This is a genomic window from Alkalimonas mucilaginosa, assembly GCF_036327005.1.
Lineage (GTDB): Bacteria > Pseudomonadota > Gammaproteobacteria > Enterobacterales > Alteromonadaceae > Alkalimonas > Alkalimonas mucilaginosa.
In genome coordinates, this window is the sequence record NZ_JAUGZK010000016.1 from 61,752 (window position 1) to 85,263 (window position 23,512).

20 protein-coding genes are annotated in these 23,512 nt (G+C 46.9%); 14 read left to right on the forward strand and 6 right to left on the reverse strand.

What is annotated here, in order from left to right; all coding sequences use genetic code 11:
- The first annotated feature begins 1 nt into the window (after nucleotide 1).
- From QWF21_RS16125 to QWF21_RS16170, 10 genes are all read left to right on the forward strand, one after another.
- Complete coding sequence (locus QWF21_RS16125) at nucleotides 2-1,726, forward strand: ATPase, T2SS/T4P/T4SS family (RefSeq protein WP_330089077.1); 1,725 nt, start codon at nucleotides 2-4, stop codon at nucleotides 1,724-1,726.
- Nucleotides 1,719-2,570, forward strand: coding sequence for a type II secretion system F family protein (locus QWF21_RS16130; protein WP_330089078.1), 852 nt, complete (start codon nucleotides 1,719-1,721; stop codon nucleotides 2,568-2,570). Before QWF21_RS16125 ends, QWF21_RS16130 begins: the two co-directional genes overlap by 8 nt.
- Before the next feature lie 9 nt (nucleotides 2,571-2,579).
- Nucleotides 2,580-3,443 carry a type II secretion system F family protein gene (locus tag QWF21_RS16135; protein WP_330089079.1) on the forward strand — a complete coding sequence of 288 codons (864 nt, stop codon included), beginning with the start codon at nucleotides 2,580-2,582 and terminating at the stop codon, nucleotides 3,441-3,443.
- 1 nt (nucleotide 3,444) lies between these two features.
- Nucleotides 3,445-3,789 carry a DUF192 domain-containing protein gene (locus QWF21_RS16140; protein ID WP_330089080.1) on the forward strand — a complete coding sequence of 115 codons (345 nt, stop codon included), beginning with the start codon at nucleotides 3,445-3,447 and terminating at the stop codon, nucleotides 3,787-3,789.
- Complete coding sequence (locus QWF21_RS16145) at nucleotides 3,777-4,241, forward strand: tetratricopeptide repeat protein (RefSeq protein WP_330089081.1); 465 nt, start codon at nucleotides 3,777-3,779, stop codon at nucleotides 4,239-4,241. The genes QWF21_RS16140 and QWF21_RS16145 overlap by 13 nt, the downstream gene beginning before the upstream one ends.
- A gap of 2 nt (nucleotides 4,242-4,243) precedes the next feature.
- Nucleotides 4,244-4,918: a TadE/TadG family type IV pilus assembly protein gene (locus tag QWF21_RS16150; protein ID WP_330089082.1), complete on the forward strand. Its 675-nt coding sequence runs from the start codon at nucleotides 4,244-4,246 to the stop codon at nucleotides 4,916-4,918.
- A 34-nt stretch (nucleotides 4,919-4,952) separates the two neighbouring features.
- Complete coding sequence (locus QWF21_RS16155) at nucleotides 4,953-9,170, forward strand: thrombospondin type 3 repeat-containing protein (protein WP_330089083.1); 4,218 nt, start codon at nucleotides 4,953-4,955, stop codon at nucleotides 9,168-9,170.
- On the forward strand, nucleotides 9,170-9,598 hold the full coding sequence (locus QWF21_RS16160) for a hypothetical protein (protein WP_330089084.1): 429 nt from the start codon (nucleotides 9,170-9,172) through the stop codon (nucleotides 9,596-9,598). Before QWF21_RS16155 ends, QWF21_RS16160 begins: the two co-directional genes overlap by 1 nt.
- A gap of 115 nt (nucleotides 9,599-9,713) precedes the next feature.
- Nucleotides 9,714-13,700, forward strand: coding sequence for an IPT/TIG domain-containing protein (locus QWF21_RS16165; protein ID WP_330089085.1), 3,987 nt, complete (start codon nucleotides 9,714-9,716; stop codon nucleotides 13,698-13,700).
- A gap of 45 nt (nucleotides 13,701-13,745) precedes the next feature.
- Nucleotides 13,746-14,219 (forward strand): hypothetical protein, encoded by a 474-nt coding sequence (locus QWF21_RS16170; RefSeq protein ID WP_330089086.1) that lies wholly within the window; start codon nucleotides 13,746-13,748, stop codon nucleotides 14,217-14,219.
- 168 nt (nucleotides 14,220-14,387) lie between these two features.
- Here QWF21_RS16170 and QWF21_RS16175 read toward each other — a convergent pair whose 3' ends face one another.
- From QWF21_RS16175 to QWF21_RS16200, 6 genes are all read right to left on the reverse strand, one after another.
- Nucleotides 14,388-14,900, reverse strand: a complete 513-nt coding sequence (locus QWF21_RS16175; RefSeq protein WP_330089087.1) for a DUF3592 domain-containing protein — start codon at nucleotides 14,898-14,900, stop codon at nucleotides 14,388-14,390.
- The gene (locus QWF21_RS16180) at nucleotides 14,897-15,997 is read right to left on the reverse strand and encodes a DUF3137 domain-containing protein (RefSeq protein WP_330089088.1); all 1,101 of its coding nucleotides are present in this window, start codon (nucleotides 15,995-15,997) and stop codon (nucleotides 14,897-14,899) included. Before QWF21_RS16180 ends, QWF21_RS16175 begins: the two co-directional genes overlap by 4 nt.
- A gap of 46 nt (nucleotides 15,998-16,043) precedes the next feature.
- Nucleotides 16,044-16,589 carry a DUF3592 domain-containing protein gene (locus QWF21_RS16185; RefSeq protein WP_330089089.1) on the reverse strand — a complete coding sequence of 182 codons (546 nt, stop codon included), beginning with the start codon at nucleotides 16,587-16,589 and terminating at the stop codon, nucleotides 16,044-16,046.
- A complete protein-coding gene (locus QWF21_RS16190; protein WP_330089090.1) occupies nucleotides 16,586-17,662 on the reverse strand; it encodes a DUF3137 domain-containing protein in 1,077 nt (358 codons plus the stop codon). Before QWF21_RS16190 ends, QWF21_RS16185 begins: the two co-directional genes overlap by 4 nt.
- A 329-nt stretch (nucleotides 17,663-17,991) precedes the next feature.
- Nucleotides 17,992-18,486, reverse strand: coding sequence for a DUF3592 domain-containing protein (locus QWF21_RS16195; protein ID WP_330089091.1), 495 nt, complete (start codon nucleotides 18,484-18,486; stop codon nucleotides 17,992-17,994).
- Nucleotides 18,486-19,469, reverse strand: a complete 984-nt coding sequence (locus QWF21_RS16200) for a DUF3137 domain-containing protein (protein ID WP_330089092.1) — start codon at nucleotides 19,467-19,469, stop codon at nucleotides 18,486-18,488. The genes QWF21_RS16195 and QWF21_RS16200 overlap by 1 nt, the downstream gene beginning before the upstream one ends.
- Nucleotides 19,470-19,731: 262 nt before the next feature.
- Here QWF21_RS16200 and QWF21_RS16205 point away from each other — a divergent pair, with 262 nt between their 5' ends.
- From QWF21_RS16205 to QWF21_RS16220, 4 genes are all read left to right on the forward strand, one after another.
- Complete coding sequence (locus tag QWF21_RS16205; protein ID WP_330089093.1) at nucleotides 19,732-20,829, forward strand: zinc metalloprotease; 1,098 nt, start codon at nucleotides 19,732-19,734, stop codon at nucleotides 20,827-20,829.
- 8 nt (nucleotides 20,830-20,837) lie between these two features.
- Nucleotides 20,838-21,344 (forward strand): hypothetical protein, encoded by a 507-nt coding sequence (locus QWF21_RS16210; protein WP_330089094.1) that lies wholly within the window; start codon nucleotides 20,838-20,840, stop codon nucleotides 21,342-21,344.
- Nucleotides 21,341-21,871 (forward strand): hypothetical protein, encoded by a 531-nt coding sequence (locus QWF21_RS16215; RefSeq protein WP_330089095.1) that lies wholly within the window; start codon nucleotides 21,341-21,343, stop codon nucleotides 21,869-21,871. The genes QWF21_RS16210 and QWF21_RS16215 overlap by 4 nt, the downstream gene beginning before the upstream one ends.
- 318 nt (nucleotides 21,872-22,189) lie before the next feature.
- A complete protein-coding gene (locus QWF21_RS16220) occupies nucleotides 22,190-23,437 on the forward strand; it encodes an Lcl C-terminal domain-containing protein (protein ID WP_330089096.1) in 1,248 nt (415 codons plus the stop codon).
- The last annotated feature ends 75 nt before the right edge of the window (nucleotides 23,438-23,512 follow it).

The following is a 23,512-nucleotide window of genomic DNA, read 5'->3' on the forward strand; positions in this document are numbered from 1 at the left end:
CATGTTTAGTATTAATGTAGTTACAGCAAAAGGTACCGACGTTGGTCAGTTTGAGTGCATTCAGAACCGTTGCACCATTGGTAAAGATGGTGACAACCTGGTTGTACTGCGTGGCTTTAAGGTTGCAAAGCTGCATGCTGTTCTGGAAAAAAGACCGGATGGCTTATTTTTAACTGATCGAGATAGCTTTAGTGGTACCAGAGTCAATGGTTCCAAGGTGTCGGAGTATGGCCCGGTGATGGCCAGCGACAGAATTCAGATTGGTGATTATCTGTTAACGGTAAAAAGTAATGGTGATGGCCGCAGTATTGCCGCTGCTTCATCTTCACCTGCACTTGCTACTACTCATGCAGCAGCGCCAGCCGAGCCGGTAAAGGCACCAAAGAAGGATGTATCGGCAGAAAGTGTTGAAGGGCCACAGCTTTCTGCAGAAGACAAAGAGCGTATTCGATTACAAAATGAATGGCGCCGACGTTTGCATATTGATTTATTAAAACAAATGGATCTACGCCGGCTGAATGTCAATGACATGTCGGACGATCAATTGCGAGAGCAAAGCAAGGCACTATTGGAGCAGATAGTCAGTCAACTCAGGTTGCCTGCCGAAATTAATACCGCCGATTTAGTCCGGGAGGTTCTGGACGAGACGGTTGGCCTGGGGCCTTTAGAATCATTGCTATCCGATCCTGATGTCTCTGAAATTATGGTAAACAGCCATGATCAGATTTTTTATGAAAAAGCAGGGCGTTTGTTTCTGTCGGATGTGGTTTTTTCGGACGATCAGGCCGTGCTTGGTGCCATTGAACGAATTGTTACACCAATTGGTCGCCGGATAGACGAAAGTTCGCCAATGGTGGATGCCCGTTTAAGAGACGGCTCCCGGGTTAATGCCGTGATCCCTCCGCTTGCGTTAAAAGGTCCCTGCATCACTATCCGGAAGTTTATGCAAAATCGGCTTGAGGTTGACGATCTTATCCGGTTTGGTGCCATGAATAGCGCGATGGCTGAGTTTTTGTCGGTTGCCGTTATCCAAAAGCGTAATATTGTTATTTCTGGTGGTACCGGTTCTGGTAAGACAACCTTGTTGAATGTGTTGTCAGGCTTTATTCCCAAAGGGGAGCGCATTATTACGGTCGAAGATGCCGCAGAGTTAAAATTGACCCAGCCAAATCTGGTGTCGCTCGAAGCGCGCCCAGCAAACCAGGAAGGCAAAGGGGCTGTTGAAATCCGCGATTTAGTAAAAAACTGTTTGCGGATGCGGCCGGATCGCGTTGTGGTTGGTGAGTGTCGTGGCGGGGAAGCCCTGGATATGCTGCAAGCGATGAACACCGGCCATGATGGCTCTTTAACCACAGCGCATGCCAACTCACCCAGAGACTGTATTTCCCGTCTGGAAGTGATGGTCATGATGGCTGGTATGGATTTGCCGATTATGGCGATTCGGGAGCAAATTGCTTCTGCAGTACAGCTGATTGTGCAGCAATCGCGCTTTTCTGATGGTTCACGTCGCATTACGTCTATTTCTGAAGTGACTGGTATGGAAGGGAGTATTGTTCAGCTTAATGAAATCTTTAAATACCAGCAAACCGGTTTTGATGAAGATGGCAAAGTGCTTGGGTATTTCACCGCTACAGGAGCTATCCCTGAGTTTTATGAGCAGCTGAAGCAACGAGGTATTAGCAGTCGGCTGGATATATTTACCAAGGAGCAGCACAAAGATGATTGATGCCGGTCTGGTCGCTCTGTTGGTGTTCGTAGCCGTTTTACTGCTGGTATTTGCGGTAAAAAGTCTTGGTTCCAGTTTGGCACAGCGTTATCAGGACACCTTTATGTCTTCGGCGCGCGCCAACTTGTTCGATATGTTTTTGTTTATCGAACCAAGACAACTGTTTTGGATCAACATAGCCACTTTAGTGCTGGTGCCCTTATTTGCCAGGATACTTTTTGGTAGCTGGGTACTAGGTATCTTGCTGAGTATCGTTCTGGCAGTATTACCCCGTTTTGCCTACAAATATCTGCATACCAAACGTCGCCGTAAGTTTGTCCACCAATTGCCGGATGCTTTAAATATGGTTGCTGTCTCTATGCAGTCTGGTACCAGCATTAGCGCGGCAATAGAGTTTATGGTGGAAGAGTCTTCCGCACCAATCAGCCAGGAGTTCAGTCTGTTTTTACGTGAGCAACGACTAGGGGTTGATTTCAACAATGCACTCGACCATATGCTGACACGGATGCCGGAGGCTGAGTTTCAATTGGTGGTCGCCGGCATGCAAATATCCCGGGATGTCGGTGGTAATTTGGCTGAGGTGCTATTGCGCTTGTCGGATACGCTACGGCGTAAAATAGAAATGGAAGGCAAAATTGATGCACTGACATCGCAAGGAAAGCTGCAAGGCATTGTAATGACTTTACTTCCGGTATTTATAGGCCTGGTATTGTTGCATATGGAGCCAGAGTCGATGGGAAGAATTTTCACTGAACCACTTGGCTGGGCATCTATCGCGTTGATTGTTCTGATGCTCACCTGTGGATACATGGCAATCCGTAAAATTGTCAGTATAGATGTATAGGGGCTCGACATGGATCTGATTATTATTTCCTTTTTTGCCGGTGCAATTTTTTTGGGCATTATCAGCCTGACGCAAATTTACCGCAAAGTGCCGAAAGAAAACCGGGACTACATGGATCCTTTAACGCCTGGCTTGAAGTTAATTTGGCCTTTGGTACGTGTCGTTGCCTTTTATGTTAGTGAAAACTTGAATGTGGACTACCTGGAGCGATTGACCCGCAAGCTGCGTTTATCTGGCCTGGCTTATATTCTCACGGCTGAGCAATATTTTGCTGTGCGGTTATTAAGTGCAACTTTCTTTTTATTAGTTGGGTGGTTTTGCGGTGCCTTACTGGGGGGCGTTAATTTTTTATATCTTTTTTTGCTGACGGTATTTGGCTATTTCTTACCGATGATTACCTTAAACGATATTCGTAACAAGCGGCAGCAGCAAATTGTCAGGGCATTGCCGGTGTATCTGGACTTTCTTACCATGTCGGTTGAGGCTGGCCTGAACATGGCGGGAGCTATTACACAAGCAGTAGAGCGCGGCCCTAAAGGGCCTTTACAAATTGAGTTTGAAAAGGTAATTCGGGATATGCGTGCGGGCATGTCACGGGTACAGGCATTTCGTGCTTTGGCTGATAGACTGCAAATTACCGAAGTAAATAGTTTAGTCAGTGCTTTGGCCCAGGCTGAAAAAACGGGCGCCAGTTTAGGTTCAACATTAAGGATCCAGGCGGATCAGCGTCGGGTAGAGCGCTTCCAGCGCGCAGAAAAAAAAGCGTTGGAAGCACCAGTGAAGCTGGTTTTTCCACTCATCGTCTTTATTTTCCCGGTTACTTTTATGATTCTGGCATTCCCTATTGCCATGAAGTTTATGTACGAGCTCTAGCATGAGAACAGCCAAAGCTGAGTTGGCATCCAACAAAGCGACACTGCAGCTATTTATGGCCGATAACTGGTGGCTTCGTTTGCGTGGCCTGCTGGGGAGACCTGCGCTTACCAGCCAGCAGGCAATGTTAATTGCGCCCTGTCATTCGGTGCACACTCTTGGTATGCGTTATTCAATCGATGTGGTGTATCTGAATAAAGATTACCAGGTTTTGAAAGTGGTGGAGAACTTGCACCCAGGTCGCTTCAGTGCCTGCAAAGGTGCGCGCTATACCATAGAGCTTAGTGCTGGAGCTGTGCAGCGCTATCAGATTTACCCCGGAGAAACAATTAAATGGTCCATCTAAGTCGTATGTGTACCCTAGTTGCTTTGCTGGTTGCTTTGGCTGGTTGTGCCAGTGCACCAGAGCCCCAGGGCAACTCAGAAATACTTAATCTGCAAGCTGAAGCCGAATATGCATACCAGCTGGCTTTATTGGATCAGGCAGAGACCCTGTATCTGGAAATACTGCGCTCGATACCAAACTATGCCCCAGCCTGGTTTCGGCTTGGGAACATCTACAGCCGTACCGGTCGACTTGATGCCGCTATCCTGGCCTTTGAGCGCTGTGTCGAGTTGGAGCCAGAGAATCAAAAAGCTCTATACAACATGGCGTTGGTGCGTTTGAAGCAGTCGCACCAGATTATTAGTTTGGCAAGGCGCCAAAATGGTGTGGACCCGCAAGTACAGCGTCAGATAGATGGTCTTTATCAGGCTTTACTTCGGTTACAGCAACATACCCCGACGGATTCCAACTAGTTATGATAAAGCTGCAGCGTGGCCAAAGCATGGTTGAGTTTAATCTGGCTCTGCCTTTTATGGTGCCCCTTGTGTTGCTTGGGGTGATGCTGGTGGTGCAGTGGGGCTTTATCTTTATCACTAAGAGTACTCTGGATGCGGCCACTGTCCAGGCGGTACGCACAGGGGCACTGCACCATGGCGGTATGCCACAAATGCAGGAATCACTGGCCCATGCGATGCGTCCTTTATACAGTCGAAACACCACTGCTACGGATGCTGCTAGTTCGTTAGCCCGGTCAATGGCGGATACTGCATTGTTAAGTCAAATTAGGGTCTTGAATCCGAACACTGAGGTATTCGATGCCTTTAAACACCGGGTTATTTACGATGGTGCTCAGGTTTTTGAAATCCCAAACAACAACTTGATGTATCGCAGCCCGCAGTTAAAGAGCTTGGGCGATGGCAGAGCGATGAATCTGCAAGATGCGAACTTATTGCATATCGAAGTTCGTTGGTGTGCCAGATTAATAGTGCCAATTGCTAACCATATTATGAGAGGTATTTTAACAACCTTTCAGCTGAACCCATCACCAGAACAACTGGCATGCAATGCCATTGGCCAGGCAGATGGCAATGTCTATCTGGCTGTGGTTTCGGAAGCAACCATGCGAATGCAAACCCCTTTTAGAATGTAATTTTATGATTGAATATCACTACAGGGATCTAAGCGTGAAGTTTAAATATCTAAGCCTGGCAATTTTGGTAACTGCTTTTGTTGGTCTCACAGCCTGTAATAGTGAGCTCGAAAGTAACGACTCAACGCCTACTAACCCTGTAAGCCCGGTTAATCCAGTGCCACCACCAAGCGAACCAGATGAGCCGGATGAAGAGCCCGATACATGGGTAGGTACCTGGGAAAATAAAGATGAAGATGGTGATGGCGTTCCGGATATTTATGATGATTTCCCTTTCGACCCAGACAGATCGGCATTGGTGACTTTTGTAGAGGAAGAGTTTAACAACAATATCGCACAAGCCAATTTTGTTGGCACCTTACCTGTCCGTATAGCTGGTGCTATTGATACTGAGTTGGATATTGACACTTTCAGATTTGAAATAACTGCCGACGATATTGCAGAAAACAAGCGCTTTACGTTTATTATTTTCAGGGACTCTGTGCGATTTATGCCTCGTTTGACTTTGCTGACGAATGGCGGCCAGGTTATCCAGACGGTACCTACTTTAATGACTCCTGTTGGTAGGGTAGCGGAAACATTATCTTTTAAACCTGATGCGCCAGGGCATTACAATATCAGTGTTGCTGACAAATATAATAACTTTTCTGCTGACTTCAGTTATACACTCGAAGCCTTTGTTGACAACGACATGGATGGTGTTGATGACATCAAAGAGTTAGCTTTAGGCATGGACCCCACAAATCCTGATATGGACGGTGATGGTATTGTGGATGGTAATGAATACTGGGTTTTTATCAATGGTGTTTTGAACCATGATGTAGACTCAGACGGAGTTCCAAATTGGTTGGATCTGGATAGCGACGGCGATGGTATTGCCGATGCTATTGAGGGGCTGCTTGATATGGATGGTGATGGGCTCCCTAACTTTGTTGATCTAGATAGTGATGGTGATGGTGTGCCCGATAGTCAGCACCTGGCTGCCGGCACTCATTTGCTTGATACCAGTGGTAATGGCATCCCAGATTATGCTGATATTGATGATGATGGTGATGGTTTACTGGATATCTATGACAGTGAACCACTTAGCGTATTATTAACTCATGACGAGGGAGCTCCAAATGCTGTACGCTTTGATAGAGTTTACAAGACTCTAGAAAATGGTATTGAGCTAGCTTTTAGTGTTTCGCCCGCTACTGCAGCGCGCGTTGAAGGTCAAGGTTTTGTTCCAGACAACACCGTGTTAGTACTAAGAAAAGCGGGCGATATCTTATCTGAAAACCTGATCAATATTCCATTGAACGTCCTTTCAGAAAATACGGCTGAGTTTACTGTGCCTGATTATATCCATATCCCAGTGGGCGGCACAAAGTTACTGGCATTTATTGTAGTCGACGGAAAAGCTACGCGAACAATTGAGTTAAATCTTCTTGATCGTAAAGCACCTGAGCTATTTGAGCTGGATAGAACGAGCATTTTAAGTGGCGAAACAGTCTATGTCACCGGTCGGAACATAAGCAGTACTACTTATATTGTATTTAGTAATAGTCGAGTTCGCCTTAACCGCTTGAGTTCATCCGAGGCTTCTTTTGTTGCGCCAAGTGATGTTGCTTCTGGTGCCATTTACCTGGCGAACGAATTTGGTCAGAGTAACGAGCTCCAGATAGCCGCGCGGCGTAGCTTGGATGTATCGGTTGCGCTGCCGCCAGCATTACAGGCTGTTTTTGCTGATGATGTTTTACTGTTGGTCAGTGATGCATCTGATGAAGAAATTCCTTTAAGCCCAACACAGCTCGATGCAAGTGTCACATTGCAGGTTAAAGCCGGTCAGTTAGGAGCAGTTTCAGTGTACTGGTGGTCCGGTGCGGAACTTATCGAGATATTGTCTGGTATTTACGATGAGCAAAACAGTAAATTGACTCTGGATCTTGAAACCACGGCCGAAACGGTTGTGTTGCATGGCTTGTTTCAGTCGTTGTCTTTAGTGAAAGGAAACGAGTTACGAGCTGCGCTCGCCGCGCTTGAAGAGTATACAGATTTTAAAGAATATTTTTCTACTGGCGTCTTGAACGACCCAAGTTTTTCGTCTTTTTCTAATGTGGCGTTACGACAGCAGGTTTTTCAGTTACAACAACAGTTAGAACAGGCTTTAACACAAAGTATCAATGCTTTTGCGTCGTCTAAATCTCAATTGAGCCGGCAGCAACTGGGCCGTTTGCAACAAATGAAAGTTGAGCGTGTGAGAGTAGCCGCAGATCCTGATAGTCAGCGTCCAATCATCACTCCCGATGACTCACAAGATCGCATCAACCTTGAACCAACCAGAAGCGGCATAATGGGTTTATTCCGATATGACGGCTATACCGAACTAAAAAATAGTACACAGATGTATTTGAGTACAGCTGTGTATGATATTGAATATGATAATGCTATTGAGCGCATCAGCAGCTCTCCGGCGGTTGGTTTTGAGCCAAATATTGAAGGTCAACAAAAGGTTTATCGCCATATCAACTCTTATGTCGATCGAGACATGAATTCACCAGTATCTTTTGCTGCATTTTCATTTCCTATCTGGTCGTCCGATAAGCTGCTAAAGGTCTGCCCATATAGCGACTGCTTAGTCGAAGTAATAACTCCCGGCAACAAAGGCCTTGAGTTGACGGATAGCGAAAAGATAGCTGTGCGGAAAAAGCTTTTTATCCGAAATTTGATTGACCGGGCAATCTGGCCAACCATTCAATTGACCCATGATGCACTGACTGGTGGTTTAGGGCCTACTCAAGGAGGCTTTTCGCCGCGGGGTTATATTAAAGACCGAAATGGTTTTGAAACAGGGATGCATATTACAGACTTAGTAATTTCTGCATTACCACCTCTGTTTAATGCGATAGAAGTGGCTTTCGAAGATGGGTATGTATCGGAAGCTGAAATGACAGATATTATGCAAGAGCTGGAAAACATTCTGGAAAATGAACGGCAAGGCATTTTAACATTAAATCCAGGACCCTTAGTGCGTGCGATTTACGCAGCCATGGGATTTGATATTGCAGGATATTTGCGTGCAGTAGGTATTGCTGTAGTTCAGCGTGTTGCCAGCTCGTTTGTGCCTGGGCTGAATGTCATTCTGAACAGCATTCAGGTGTTAGAAGCAATTAGCCGGGGGGCTAATATCGGTCGTTCCTGGTATGAATTGTGGCATCTGGAACAGTACTATCATTTTAAAGTCACCTGGGGTTTGCGTTTGCTTGAAATGACGCCACCAGTTGTAGAAATATCAAATCATACGGTTAGTCTTGAGTTTAAAGGAACTGGCTTATGCCCTATTAAAGGAATCTTCCGTGATACTTATCCTACTGTCGTCCTAACCGACATTGTTCACGGGGCCCGTTACGAACATGAAATGAATAATCGTGGCGAGCTTTTCAGGCATTACTCATACAATGCGGCCTGCAATGAAGCGTCAGTTTATATTCCTGGACAGTTTTGGTTGAGTTTACAGCCTGACTCCAGGGTTGCGGTTGATTTAATTTTTGGCTCTCATCAAAGTGCTAACTCTGTTGAGCATGATACTTCTCCTAATTACATCACTGTTGGTCAGGGCTTAAGTATTGATAACGTGACTCCTGATCCTGTGTTTACAGGTCAAGAGTTGGTGTTGAATGGCAATGGTTTTTCTGCAATTCCCTCGGATAACAATGTAACTTTTGTTGCTGAAAATGGCGGTAGGGTCAGCGCTTTGGTAAGGCGTGCTACCTCACAGCAATTGACGGTCATTGTGCCGGATAATGCAGCCAGCGGCATATTGAGACTGGAGGTTGATGGCTCTTTAGCTGAGTTTGATGTGGAAGTTACCCGGGTTGAGATCACCATCAGCTATGGTGACAATGGTAACCTGCTTGATGATAGTTTCCAGGTTGTATTGGATGGTCGAGTTGTCAGTGAGTCTGATACCAGCAGGCGTAACCATCGGGTTACTGTGCCGACTGAGCCAGGCCAACGAGAACTAAGTCTTATTGGAATCACGGTTCCTGATAACCGTGCCACTTACTACATTTGTTTATCGTCGAATGTTGAGGTTGTTCGAGGGGAGCCATCGGCCAGTGTTGATTTTGATGAAGGTGATCAGTTTAGCACGCACCTGCTGATTCATGTGAAAGCAGAGCCAAATCAAGGGGTGTTAAATTGCGAGTTTTTCGATAGCAACACCGGGCAGTCTATTGAGTTATGGCAAGACAAAGTGGGGTATAAATAATGTCAGGTTTATATAGAAAAATTTTGTGTTTGTTCTTGTTTAGTAGCTCATTGGCAATGGCATCCGAACCAAACTTCCAATTTCGTGCGCAGGATAACAGTCAGGAGATATTTGTAGAAAAATGCAAAATGTGGCTGTTGGCATTGGAACAAAATGACAGGGAGCAATTACTCGGTTTTTTTGATCCCCAAGCAGTAGAGCAGCACTCTCAAGCATTGGAAGCTTTGCTTGATGACATGGTAAGTCGGCAGCAGCGAATTACTTCAACAACTGGCTTGATATCTCGGCAAGTAGCGTTATCGAAGCCTGGTGTAACAGCAGAGCATATCGCAAATGTAAATGTCGATTATACCTTTGAAAATGGTCATATAGGCATCAGCTGTGGCTTTGAGCGCAAGGATTCAGGAAACTGGCAGTTGATTCCTTAAGGTGCTGAAGCAAAAAGGAGTGCTTACCATTCCAAACGGATGTTTAAGTATTCGAACAGATGCACAATTGACCCAGAATGTAATTTAGTTTGTAAATCATGGCAGGGATTTAAACATGAAACTTAAACCGTTCAGCATGGCTTTACTGTTAACAGCAGTGTTATCAATGACAGCCTGTAACAGCGAGTTAAACGAGAACGATGTGGGTACTCCAAATCCTGGCAACCCAAATCCGGTCAACCCCGGCGAGCCAGCTGATCCAGAGATCATTCTTGGTACCTGGCTGAATAAAGATGAGGATGGTGATGGCGTACCGGATTGCATGGATGACTTTCCATTTGACCCTACCCGTAGTCGTTATCCGGAGTATGCCGATACAGAACCCAATGATAACCCGGCTTTGGCGGTTAATACCAACCATCAGTTAAGTCTGGCAAATCCGGGTTTTAGGATCTCCGGGGCTATCTCATCAGATTCGGACAATGCCGATATGTTCCGTTTTGCCGCCAGGCAAGGGCAATCGGTTACAGCGGTACTGCGGAAAACTGATCTGGATTCCGCCTTTGAGCCTTTGCTGAGCTTTGCCGGCTTAGATGGTAATGCGCTGAATTTTGGTCGTATATCCCGAGGCGCTCCGGCACATTATGGCATTGTTGCCATTAACTATGTTGTACGCGAAGATCGGGAGTTGTTTTTGCTTATTGCCGATCAAAACTCTAAAGGTGGCCCGGACTTTGGCTATAGCGTGACGGTCTTTCTGGATTCTAACGGTAACGGTGTGGATGATCAGCAAATGCGGGCTATGGGGGTAGAGCCAATACGGCAAAGCTCCAGTGGCGACGGCATTCTGGATTTGTGGAAAGTCGCTTTTGCTACCACCTGTGATGAACTGGACTTCGATGGCGATGGCATTCCAAATATTCTGGATACCGACAGCAATGGCGATGGTATTCCTGATCGGATCAAAGGCATTGGCGATGCTGATGGCGATGGGGTGCCTAACTTCCTGGACTTTGACAGTGATGGCAATGGTATACCAGATAGCATTGAGGTTGGGCCGGACCCGCTGCGACCAGTGGATACCAACCGCAATGGCATTCCGGACTTTTTAGATCTGGACGATGATGGCGATGGTTTGCTGGATACCTGGGATAATGATCGCCTTACCCCGATCGCGGAAGCACCATTCAGCGGGCCTGATGCCATTCTGATTCTGAGTTTGTCTGGTTTTTATGATCGCGGTGTAGCTCGATCGCATTACCGTGCAGGTGATATGGTCAAAATAAGAGGTGATGGTTTGTTAGGATCTCAGGATGACATTATCATTGGGCTAGTCGGAGGAGGTGCTCCGATTAACTTACGTCCAGAGCTTATTTTGAGTGAAGGTTTGCTGTTCAGAATGCCTGAGGTAGAGCGAACGCACTTGTTTGTGGTAATTGATAATAAGAGAACAGAGTATTATTCCTTGGATACTCAACCGGCCAATTCGCCAGTGATTGTTGGTAGTACTTTCCGTACCCTGGTAGCAGGCGAAGAGCTGACTATTTATGGTGCAGGTTTTACAACAGGCTCTGAAGTTATTTTTGATGGTAAAGCTTACCCGGTTGTTAGTGTTCGCCCAGATATGATTCGTGTTCGGGTACCACAAGATATTGGTGCAGGTGAGTTTCATGTAGCCGGGCCGAATGGCATCAGCAATAAAATCAGTTACGATATCAACAGCACGGTGAGTGTATCGGCGACAGCAGAGTTTGGCGGAGAACTGTATATCGGCAGCGGTGTTCAAACCGATGCATTACAACCATTCAGCCAACAGATGGTGCTACCTTTATCTTCTGCGCAAAATAAATCGTTGCATTTGTATCAGTATGATAGCAATGGAGAGCTGCAGCAGCTAGCTTCAGCTATCCGTTTTGCTGGTCAGCAGAGCGTTGAAATTTCGACAGAAACAACTCAGGTGTACCAGGATTTGATCCAGCAGGGGTTGTTTAGTATTAGCTACGAACAATGGCAAGAGTTATCCTCCAACCCGCAAACTGTAGTCTCTTATGCTGATTACTCCAAAGCTGCAGCTGTCGACTACTCAGCTGTAAGCAAACAGATATATCAGATTTTGCAGCAGTCTGGTCAGGTTTCTATACAGGCAGGAGAAGCAAACAACACGGCTGAGCCTATTGTTATTGACTATCTGGATGGTTACTTCACTATGACGATGCAAGCCTTGAAGAATTGGCAGATGGCAGGCTATTCATACAGATCTCACAATTGTAAGAGCGGTGGTTTTTGGGGGCTTCTAAGTTATAACGGTTGTAGTGAATTACAAAATAGAACGCAGTTGTACTTGAGTGCACGAATTTATCCGCTTGACGAGAAGGGCGAGCTGGATATCTCCAATGATATGTTGAATAACCCGATAAAAGGGCATATTACCTACCCTTGGCATACAGATATGATTGGACCTGTATCTTCTACTTTTTTGGGGATCCCTGCATGGTCCAATGATGTATTATATGATGAATGTCTATACAGGAATTGTCTCTATCAGATTATTACTCCTGGCGTTAAAAATATCAATATAGGTCCGAGCCCCTATAATCCATTTGGTAGCGATGATTATGATATTTTGGCTAGAAATGCTAAAAAGCATCTAGTAACTCGTACAATTATTGATGGCATTATTATTCGTAAATTCATGCTGATCTTTGAAGAAATGGGTATTAAGGCTAATACAAAAAAATCTCTTGAGACAATGTCTAGGATAATTACTAGCCGTGTGCCAAAAATAGGCGAAGAGGTTGATAAGCTTTTAGACAAAGATGATATTGCTACGGGTGATATTTTTAAACACTTAATGGAGATTGTTCACCATATTTGGGTTGAAGAGGTAGATCATATCTTAGGTTTGCCCCCTGCATTTGGTAGGTTAAAACTATTTGAAACTATTCTTGTTGAGTTTGGCTTAACACCTGAAGATGCTATTCAGGCATTAGCTGGAAGTACTGCGGAGAAGGCTGTTCCAATATGGGGTCAAATAAAAACAGCATACAAAGCAGGGCAAGTAATTGATGCTGTTGCTTCTATGGGAATGGTTATTTATGAGTTTACACAGGTCCCACCCAAAGTTGATTTTACCATTGTTTGGGGTTTACAAATTGCGGATGTGCGCCCAGGCGTTGTTTCCAGAGAGCAGGGCGATGTGCAAATAACTGTATATGGCTCCGGTTTTCCTCCAATTTATCGTAGCTGGTACGATCCAAGAGGTGATATTTTACCGACTCTTAAATTTGTAGACTCAGCAAACCCGACTAATGAGCATCCTTTTGATGGCAAGGATGCAGTTGTAAATTTTGAAGGTACTCGTGTAATTGTGACCTTGCCGAGTAGCTTTATTGAGAGTATTGAAGGGACTATTGAAGTGTACCTAACTTATGACGGTGATGAGGTAAAGTCAGCGAAAGATATCGTAGTTGCTGATGGGGTCATTATTAGTGATATTACTCCAGAGGAAGGAAAACCAGGTGATGTGATTTTGCTTGAAGGTATTGGTTTTGCTGCAAATCGTGAAGATAACACTGTGACTTTCGCTGGAGTGCATGGAGAGCGTATAGTCGCAAATATTCTACAAGTTTCAGCGCAAAGTCTTGAAGTCGAGGTGCCAAATGGAGTTCGTACTGGCGATGTTACGGTGGAGGTTTTGGGGCAGTTAAGTAATGCAGTTAACTTCACTGTGCCTTACCTGGTGTATATCACTTATGGTGATAATGGCAACTTGCTGGATGATGTGTTCCAGTTACGATTAAATGGCCAGATTATCCGTAATGACCCATCACCACAGCGCAAGATAGGCCCTATTGAAGTAGCGTTAACCGCTGGTCAGCATATTGTGCAGTTGGTGGGTGTTGAAGCTGACGATGGTGTTGGTACCTACTACATTGATTTTTCTGGGGATGTTGTTTCAGTCAGTGGTGATGAACAGGAAGGACGTGATCTGTTGCCAACCGACATTAAAACCTATCTGATTGAGGTAGGCCCAGCTGGGGAGGTTAACCATAATCAGGTGCAATGGTATTTGGAAAACTTACAGCCGGAACATTTGCACTAATAATTAAACCCCGTAGCTTTTTGCTGCGGGGGCTTGGAGAATGATATGAAACAACTCGTTTATGGAGCCATGTTACTGGCTGCTATGCCGGCATTGGCAGATGAAAAGGCGAAACTGGCTGAAATCTGTGACATTAGCTGGGCAGCTTACAATAACCAGGATATAAATTTGCTGCGCCCTTTTTTGGAGCTGAAAATTGAGAAAAGAACACCGGCCGACTGGACGGCAGAACAAAAAACGGCTGCACTTGAAGGATTGTTAGAGAACATTGTAAATAAACACCAAGGTTACTGGGCAAAGTATGGACATGTGAGCTATGAAATAACGCGAATACGCATCCTGGACAAAGCGGATATTCCTAGACAATACAGCAGTTACCCTATAGAGCGTTATGCGAGGATTACATACTTGGGTTATAGCACTGATACGCCAACAAAACGCATCAGCACCGGCTGCACATTTTTCGATTTGGATGGTAATGGAAGCTGGATGCTAGATACCCCTGCTATTGCTATGTGAAAATGCACAGCAGTCTTGCTAAAGGCTTGCTAGCGCAGTGTATTGGTCAGGCTTTAGTCGTTATTACGCCGAAAAGCCTGCTCCAAGGGATCTGTTGCGCTGTTTGCATCGCGCTGTTGCGGCATTAAGGTTTCTTTGCCGTTATCATTCTTATGCTGTTTGCAGGCCCTAAGTTGTCATAAGGATAAAAAGTGCCAGTAAACCAAAAAGGTAAGTCGGAATAAGTAGCAACAGCCTGGTATCCAGGGTCGTCTGGCTGCATTTTTTTGCGGACGGCATCAGTCGCCGGATTAAGATCAGCGAAAAACTTATCACTGCACTGCCATAGAAAAGTATGTCCCTCAAAATCCTCTGCCAGTTTATGAGCATGGCTTGCGTTGGCTCCGAGGTGTTATAGCGTATAGGCAGTGGGTCGCCTGTTTGATAATCCCTGTAATAAGCAGCTTGACTGCTAAACCTTTGTTGCAGTCTTTGCCCGTCCGCTGTTTCAAAGGCCACGGTCAATTCAATAGTACAACCTTTGCCGCTAGGGCTACGACAACCGCTTTCCAGCACCCTGCTGGTAATCACTCCGCTAGCAGTTTCGCCTTGGGTAAGAAAGCTGACCGAGCTTTTTGCTGTCGACAGCGCAGCATACCAAAAAGGGATCGCCAGCATCAGAAACAACAGGATACGCTTCATTTTATTTCCTCGGGGCGGGCGGGCAAGCTCGAAAACTGTCCCAGCAAGGTATCCATTAAGGCAAAAAGCTGCTCCAGCTCCTGGATGCAAGGCTGGCCTGCCAAACAGCTGGCAATAGGCGTATCAAGCGCCAAAGGGCTGGCAAAGCGCAGCCCTGGGATCAGCAGTATCAGGCTGGAGCCTTCCAAATGTGCATGCACAGGGCTTAAGCTGTTTGGACTGATGCTGCTAAGTCGTTCCATCACCGCAGGTGTCAGCCAGGCTCTGGCCGCCACCTGGTCGGTACTTTCGACCCGAAAGCGGTCACTAAACCGGCTTTGCTCCAAGTGCACCTGAGCTGCGCTGGCTAAAGGGCAGGCCAGGTTTAAAGTGGTGATGCCTTGAAAGTTTTGGGGCAGCTGTAGGATTAGCATATGGCCCTCAAAGTGCACCGTAGTTCCTTTTTGTTTATGGGGGCCATACAACTTAACCTGTTCCAGCTCCCAGTCGCAGCCGCGGTAGTTCCCATGAAAGTAGTTGGCTTGCTCGGTCTGGCGGATTCTCAGGTTAAGGTGGCGGGTACCAAAGTACAGCCGGGTTTGAAAGCGGCTTAGCGCAATGCTTTGCCCGGCCTGGTAATGAAAACTGCCATATTTGCTGCCAATGGCAGGCAATAAGTAGGTAAGAAACTGATGATTTAAGCGGGCATAGCCGGGCAGGATCCCTTCATCTAACATATGTTTTGGCAAATGAAACCAGCACCAGAGCAGCAAAATAACAATAACCACTGTCCCCGCGCCATGAGCGAACAAAAGCATGCACACCAGGCTAAAGATGGCTAACACGGGAAAAGCGACCTTGCGGATGGGCCAGCAGTTGCGTACCAGTTGCTGGCGCTGCTGTTCCAGTTGCTGCAATACCTCCTGATGGTTCTGAGCCAGGTACTGTTCTTGCTCTGGTGAGAGTTCGCTGCTGGTGGGCTTCAAAGCCGGGCGGCGGGCCAGGGCACGGTATAGCCACTGAAGCTCTCCGGCATACAGAGCTGCTAAAAACCTCCAGCGCTGAGCGCGCGATAGTTTTAACTCTGCAGCCATCGGTTGGCATTGTGTTGTTTCCATCGGATTGCTCATGGTACTTTGTTTATTTCCAAGTTATCAGAAAAACTTACAGCATCATCACCAAAAATCCTGCCAGCAACAGCAAAACACCCGCTATCAGGCAAAGGCTTTTATTTTCTTTGACTTGCCGGGATGATTGGGCTGGTTCTTGCCAAAATCGCCGGATGCAAAGCAGGGTCAAGCCAATAGCAAAAAGTAATGATGCAACGCCTTCCGCCCAGAGGGTACTGAACTCCTGTACTACGGCCTGTTCCGGTTGCTGTGTTTTATAGCGTACCTGAATGGTGTTACCTTTATCCCAGATACTGGTAAACCGTCGTCGATCGAATGCTTGCTCAATGTGTTGACCATTAGCTGTGCTGTAGCGGATCACTGGTTTGCTGGTTAGCTTTCTGTTTCGTCGATAGACGGCACTGCCCTCAATCTGGACATCAATAATCACACCTAGGCTGACTTCGGTATCTCGAACATCCGCTAGGCTGGATGCAAGCTGTTTCATCGTCATGTTCCAGCAGAGTATGGTAAGCAACAGCAAGATGGTGCTAAGTGCAGTTCTGGTACTGAATACACTGGGTTGAGACAAGGTTTTCATCTAGGTTGCTCCGGCCTTGTAGGAAATTGTTTTAACATGGCGTCCAGCAGCAAATACAGCTGCTGCACTTCTTTTAACAGGGGAACATCGGCCAGGTTGTGCGTGATGGGGGTATTGATGTCCAAAGGGCTGGCAAAAGCCATGCCTGGCAGCAACAGCAATAAAGTTGAGCCCTCTAAATGGGCTCTCATGATACCGGGGCACAAGGTTCGAATGTGTGTCAGCCGCTCCATCACGGCAGGGGTAAGCCAGGCTCTGGCAGCAATCTGATCGGTACTTTCAACCCGGGTTGTTTCAGTGAAATGGCTTTTCTCCAGGTGTACCCTGGATGCACCGGGCGCGGTGCAAAACATATTTAAGGTGGTGGTACCGGCAAAGCTTTGCGGTAACTGCACCAGCAGTATATGACCACGGAATAAAGTTTGCTGTTTGTGATTGTAAAATCGCACTTGTTGCAGCACCCAGGGGCAGTCACGATAGTGCCCATAAAAATGATCGCTTTGCTCTATTCTGCGAATAACTTGAGACACTTGAATATGGCTGGTGCCAAAATGCAGCTGTTTTTTCAGATGGTCCAGCGCCATAGCTCCTTGGCGTTGATACCGAATATCCCCGAAGTTGTGCAGCACTGCCGGTAGCAAGGTACTGCGGTAGTCATTATCAAGTGCTTGATAGTCGTCCAGCAGTGTTTCTTTCACCACTTGGCGTGGTATGAAAATCCAGGCCGCCAGTAAGACCAGCAGCGTGGTCGGGAGTGGGCTTGTGCTTTGAAAAGCCACTACGGCAAGTAACAGGCTGATGATCAGCAAGCCTGGGAAACAAAACATGCGAAGAGGGCGGGTTGAAAGTAGCAGCTGTTGGCGCTGCTGCTCCAGCCGGGTTATGTCTTTACTGCAAATAGCGGGCAGTTGCTCTGTTAACGTGGCGTCGGCGTTTGACCGAGCTTTTTTAAAGCGCAGTTTGCCAAAGAATCGTTTGTATTCTGTTTTCAGCAGCGCATTGGTCAGGCTTTGGTCGTTATTTCGCCGAAAAGCCTGTTCCAGAGGATCATCCACACTGTTTGCTTGGGGCATTTAGGGCTCCCCGTGGTCATGGCCATTATTGGCTGAAATGCGTTGTAGCTGCCTCCAGCGCTGAGCACGCTCTGTAGCTGGCAGATGATTTTTGGGGATATCTGTTGGTTCAGTCATATCGGGCTTTTATGGCAGCTCGTAAGCTTGGGGTTTTTCATGCCGGCAATGTGGCTTTACTTGCGAAGCGCCTGGCCAGCCTTTTCTGGCCAAAGATGATAACGTATTTCATTGCTTGCTGTAAGTAAATTGTAAGGTTTTGCCAGCAGGAGCTGTGATTGGCAGGCTTTATATTTTAAACGGCTTAACCGCCACATATTCAGCAGCCGGAGTTATCCCCGCCAGATGGCACTAAGTGCAGAAAACATAAAGCAATAATAAGCCGGAACGAGCAACAACAACGTTAGATTTTTTAGCTTCTGATTTCTGGCACTTGCAGGCAACAGCAGGCGTCTTATCCACAGTAAGGTAAAGCCTGCGGCAGCTGCACCAAACACGATTACCGCTGACCAGAGATCACTCCATGCAGCACTTTTAACTGAGGAGGGCTCCTCCGGATTGTAGAGCACTGGTATGGTAGAGCCTTTATCCCATGGCGTTGTGTAGCGCTTGCGAGAAATAACTTGCTCCAGAGTTTGTCCTGATGTGATTGTGTAACGGACGATTGGCTTTGTATTGCACTGGCGACAATCATGCCTTTTCTCTAAACCTGTAATGATCGCATCGACTGCCTGGCCTGTTGTGCGTAGCTTTACAGTCTGATTCAGCGACATGGCAAAGCCATACCACAAAGCTATGGCCATAAACAGGTAAATAAGGGTTCGCATTAGCTATCCTTTTGTGCTGAATGGGGTTCATGTGGAAACTGAGCCAATAAGGTATCCATTAAGGCAAAAAGCTGCGCCAGCTCCTGGATAAAAGGCTGACCTGCCAGACAGCTGCTGATGGGAGTATTGATATCGAGCGGACTGGCAAATTCAAGTCCCGGTAGTAGCAATAGCAAGCTGGAACCCTCCAAATAGGCATGCATAGTCCCAGCGCAAAGGCGGTTTATTTCGGTAAATCGCTCCATGACCGCGGGGGTTAACCAGGCCCTTGCTGCAATTTGGTTGGTGCTGTCCACCCAGAATGTATCGGTAAAATGACTTTGCTCCAGGTGCACCCGGGCCGAGCTGGTTAGAGGGGATGCCAAATTCAGCGTGGTGATGCCATCAAAACTACGGGGTAAATTGAACCACATCATATGCCCCTTAAAGAGCACTTCAGCCCCCGAACCATACAGACAAACCTGCTCCAGCTCCCAATCGCAGCCCCGGTAAGTACCTTGGAAATAATAATCTTGCTCGGCAGAGCGAATACTTCTAGCCAGATGGCGGCTGGTGCCAAAGTACAATTTGTTTTGATAGCGGTTAAGAGCAATGCTTTGCTTTGGGTGGTAATAAAAGCGGCCATAGTGACGACCAAAAGCAGGCAGTAAGCGGGTAAGAAACTGGTGGTTTAGGCGGTTGTAGTCTGGTAGCGGACCTTCCTGCAGCATCTTGGCACAGAGGTTGAGCCAGCACAGTGGCAACAAGATCAACAGGATGCTAAAAGTCTCGTGCAGAAATGGCAAGCAGGCGATAACTACAATAAAAATGGATGGAATGGCTACCTTGCGAATCGGCCAGCAATTTTTAATCAGTTGTTTGCGTTGCTGCTCCAGCTTTGCGAGTTCAGCGTGATAATCGCTTGCTAGTGTCTGCTCAAGTCCTGCCGGGAGCTGATGGATTTGTGTGGTTGGTGCATGCTGCTTGAGGAGCGAATAGGGCATGAAGATTGCCTTACCTAAAGCCTGCATGAGTTTTAACTGCTTAATAAGCGACAGCTTTGGTTCTGTAGCTGGCAGATGGTTTTGGGGGATATCTGTTGGTTCAGTCATATCGGGCTTTTATGGCAGCTCGTAAGCTTGGGTTTTTCATGCCGGCAATGTGGCTTTACTTGCGAAGCGCCTGGCCAGCCTTTTCTGACCAAAGATGATAACGTATTTCATTGCTTGCTGTAAGTAAATTGTAAGGTTTTGCCAGCAGCTGAGGTTGGCATTAGGTTGCCCATTAAACCATGAGGTCGCGGGTCAAGGCTCCGCATCTTCCATAGCCAGGGCGAGAAGAGCTGCAGACAATGCAGTGATTGCCGCGGCAGAGCCAAGAGGCTTAGGCAATTACAACAGTGCAGAGCCTGGAATACCAGGGGGAGGCTGGGGCAGTGGCCCGGGCGTAGGCTCAGGCGGTGGAAGTGGAGGGGGCTCAGGTGGCGGAGATGGTTCAGGTGGTGGAGATGGTTCAGGTGGTGGAGATGGTTCAGGTGGTGGCGCTGTAGGAGGCGGCTGGGGCAGTGGTCCCGGAGGAGGAGCCGGCGGTGGTTGGTTTTTACCACCTGGTGGCGGTGGCGGCATGTGCCCAATCAGCCCGGTCAGAGCCGCCCAAAAGGCTTCGGGGACGAACTATGTGTGGGCAGCTCCCAAAGAGCCTGTGACCCAGTATGTGTGGGCGGCGCAAAGTGAGGAAGAGTGTCGGGAGTGGAGTGTTCACAAAGGTTATCCGAGAAATGTTCCTGGCCTGGTATCGCCTTTAATCTCAACAGAGAAAGATACATTTTCTGACAGGGTAACTTTGGCATTGCCTGTATTGGGTAAAATGGTCGCTGTGCTATCGGGCGATGGCGCATTATTAAGTACTGAAGATCGCGAGTTGCGTGATCAAATTGCGTACTTTTATGGCTTGGAAAACAGTAATGACGCACTTTTTCATGTATTGCAAAGCAATTTGTTACCCTTGATTCATGCCATCGATATTGAGCTTAGAGCGGCAAAGGAGGATCCATCAGCGGTGTTTAGGCAAAAAAATGTTGTTGGGCATGATGCCATGCATCAAGATGGCAAAGTTTACCTGAATACCCCATTTTGGGATATGACGGCCAAATACCAAGCGTCAACTATTGTGCATGAATTTTCTCATAAGATAGGTATGGACCATGATGGTCGTTACACGTTGCCGCAGGCAAGAGTGTATGTCGAGAGTCGTCGCGTAGCCGTATTCAGTATCCCTCCTTGGGAAACCGGGCGAGAGAGCAAGCTTATAAAAAACATTCAGGATACATACTTTCTCGAGCTGTTGTTTCTCGAAGTATGGTAGGAGTTAACATGCGAATTAGCGGTGTTTTACTTATGCTGTTTGCCTCAGTCGCTGCAGCTTACAATGATGATTTACCTATACTGGAAAATGTTGTCGATATTAAACTGGAGGTAACTTGTCAGCGACCTTATATAGCGATAGTACACTTTTACAACCGTTCAGCGGAGCCTATAAGGTTATCAAGGGCTTATGTTGACTCTGCTGGGTATTGGAATGATTATGACGTTACAATTAGCCTTGGAAAGGATATTGCAAAACGCAAGATGACCAATAGTTTGCATTACCGAAGTCGTGTATTGGAGGACATCAGTGTGGTGCTGCCTGCAGGTGGGGTACTCAAAAGCATCATGAATTTGGAGCAGCGTTATGTGATTCCAGAGTCGGGTTTTAAAACTGTCAGATACAGCGCCTTATGGTATGGCGTTATTTTAGCTGATGGCAGTATGCGTCACGTGAGGGTTGAGTCTGATGCGTTTATATTTGATGACCATTGCATCAGGGAGCAACTTCAATGAAATGGACGGTAATCTTTTTATTGGTACTGATGGCTACTGCAGTGCAAGCAAAAGAGCAGGAGTACAATTTAGCCTACCCGGTGACATTATCTGCAGAGCTGGTTGTGCACTGCAAGGTACCGGGCAAAGTTTTAATGGTCAGTTTGACACTCACGAACGTTAGCCATATAGCCTATGAAAGCCAGCCTCAGTTAATTACCAGCTTTGAGTTGCCATTAGAGCAATTTGGTGGCGATGGGCGATATATTGCAAATCAGTTTCTGGTGCAGAATAGTGATGATAGCTTGGCGATGTTTCAGGGGGAGGCACTAGTATTTGACCTTAATAAAGATGGACTAGAAACCATAGGATTAGCGCCGGGGCAATCCGTTACCAACCGCTTTAATTTATATGATTTCTTTGATATCAGGCCTGAGCAATTGAAGCGTATCAAGTTTGATATGTTTGATGCGATGATTCCGTCTAATCGTGGAGTTCGGGCAATTGATATTCAATCCAATTGGGCTTATGTTGAACCAGGCTGTTAACACTTAGCGAAGTGATACTTTTAAGTGTTAATAGGTTGGCTGAACGTGTTGGTGCAGGATGTAAGCCGTGTTTTTTAGAAATTATTTCGGAATATAGCCATCTTTACTTTGGGTTATCCTTCCCTCCGCCTTACAGGCCAGCCTACGGTTGTTTAAGAACATTTCCTGTATTTTTCAAGCAGATGCAACGCGGGATCAGTGGATTTTAGGCAGCTCCTTTCAGGGAGCTGTGTTTTAACACTATAAACCCTGCCCGCCACCGCTTTGCCCCGGCATTAATTGCCAAATAGGATAGGCCCGGTAAACAGGAGAGATGAAATGAGTTTGTTTTATCGAAATTTTTTGCTTGCGTTGCCTGTGCTGTGTTTTTTTGCTGCTTGTCAGCCACTAGATACGCCAGCGAACATGGCGAATAAGGAGGCTCCCGAGCCTGCTTTTTTACCAAACCGGGAACTTCCCGATATCACTGTGTTTAGCGGTGAAGTTTTCAATGAAGAAGGAATGAGGATACCGTTGTCAGAGGAGCAGCAGCGACTGCGTGTGGAGCAGGATCTGGATGATTTAGAGGTAGTGTATTTACGCTTGCGGAACAGCCGCAGTGAACAGCAGGGACATTTGATTAGTGACGCCCCCCGTATATCTGGAAAACTGGCTGAGGCATTTTACACTCAGCTTTGTCATCAAGATGTCCTGGTTGTGGCTCTAGAGATTTCGATCGAGAATCGTCATATGCCACGTCAATTCTATGAGGCTAGCTACATTCACGCCATCTTTGACCCTATTTCAGGCAAACGGCTTACACAAGTATGGAGTTCTGGTAGTGAAAGTGATACCGGGGCGCGGTATGGAGATCACGGGCCATTGCAGGCAAGCTTAAAGGCGGGTACCAACAATTTTTGCCCAGAACTGCTTGAGTGGGCGAATCAAAGATATGCCAAGGACTGGTTACTCAGTTTGCCGGCAGCGGTGGAAATGGCAGAGTCGCAGTCTTTTGTTCCACCGGCGGCAACCAACTCCGCGAACGGGCTGATAGATGACCGTTATCGGGATAATGGCGATGGCACTGTTACCGATATTCAGACTAACCTCACCTGGATGCGTTGCGTTCAGGGGCTGCATGAGTGGACAGGCAGTGCCTGCATCAGAGTGGATAAAAGAACACCCTGGGCAATGAGTTGGGAAGAAGCGCAAAACGTTGCAAAAAATGTCAGCTTTGCTGGTTATAGCGACTGGCGATTACCTACAGCGGATGAGCTGGATACACTGGTGCTGTGTCCGGCGGGCCGCAGCCTATCAGCGCGGCCAGATGGGCGTTATGTTGTTCACACAGACGGCAGCTGCCATGGTAGTGATTTTGACAGGCCGAAAATTAATAGCAATGCTTTCCCGGATACACCCAGCGAAAGGTTTTGGACGTCTACTTCGGTTCAAAACGGAAAGTCTGAAAGCGATTTTGAGCAAGTCTTTATTGTCAACTTCAGAGGTGGCAGTGTCATGCAATATCGGCGTAACCCTTACGAGCGTTTTGGTGTCCGATTGGTGCGAGGCGAGGCATCGCTACCTTAGCTTTGGCGGCAGTTGCTCAATCAGTCCGGCCAGAGCCGCACAAAAAGCGTCGTGGACGAACTATGTGTGGGCAGC